The following is a 647-nucleotide window of genomic DNA, read 5'->3' on the forward strand; positions in this document are numbered from 1 at the left end:
AGGAGCTAACTATATAAAATTCAAGTGATTTTATGAAAAAGTTTGAAAATATTTAAAAATTTGAATTTTCAGTTGAAAATGAAAGAGAACATTGAAAAGTGAATAGTGATTTGTAATTTTGGACATGCTGAAAAAGACCTCGAAAGGCCATTTTTAAAATTTTCAAGTGCTATCTTAACAGTTGAGGATCAAACTGTTGATTTGTTTTTAAAAGATGATGGATGATTCTAAGCAGCTTTCTTACACAGTGTCCTTGAGCACAACGATGACCTTTGCCTTGAGAAATCTTTAACTGATAATACTTATTGAACACAGGATTGTGTCTTATTACAGGAAGTATTATCTGATATAGGGTCTTCCTTAAATATTTGGATCCTTTCTTGGTAATAGCTGTATGTTGTGCATTGAACTGACTTGATTCATAGTGTAAAGGAGCAACTCCTGCAAATTTAATGATTTGAGAAGGCTTAGAATAGTTGCTTATATCTCCTAATTCCGCTAGAATAGAAGTACCAGAGAAGTGAGATATTCCTGGTATGGATAGGATAGGAGAGTTATTTTGGATGGAGAACTCTTCTATTTTTTTATCTATTTCAGTTAGCTGTTCTTCAATCAGTTCTATTTGAGCGGTTAAATGTTTTATTTGA

General features: G+C 31.8%; 1 protein-coding gene. It reads right to left on the bottom strand.

The window, feature by feature from the left end; genetic code table 11:
• Positions 1–169: 169 nt before the first annotated feature.
• The coding region (locus LJD32_RS15040; RefSeq protein ID WP_227392832.1) for a transposase at positions 170–647 on the bottom strand (478 nt) is incomplete at its 5' end.

Source organism: Faecalibacillus sp. TM498 (assembly GCF_020589955.1).
Taxonomy (GTDB): domain Bacteria; phylum Bacillota_I; class Bacilli_A; order Erysipelotrichales; family Coprobacillaceae; genus Faecalibacillus; species Faecalibacillus intestinalis.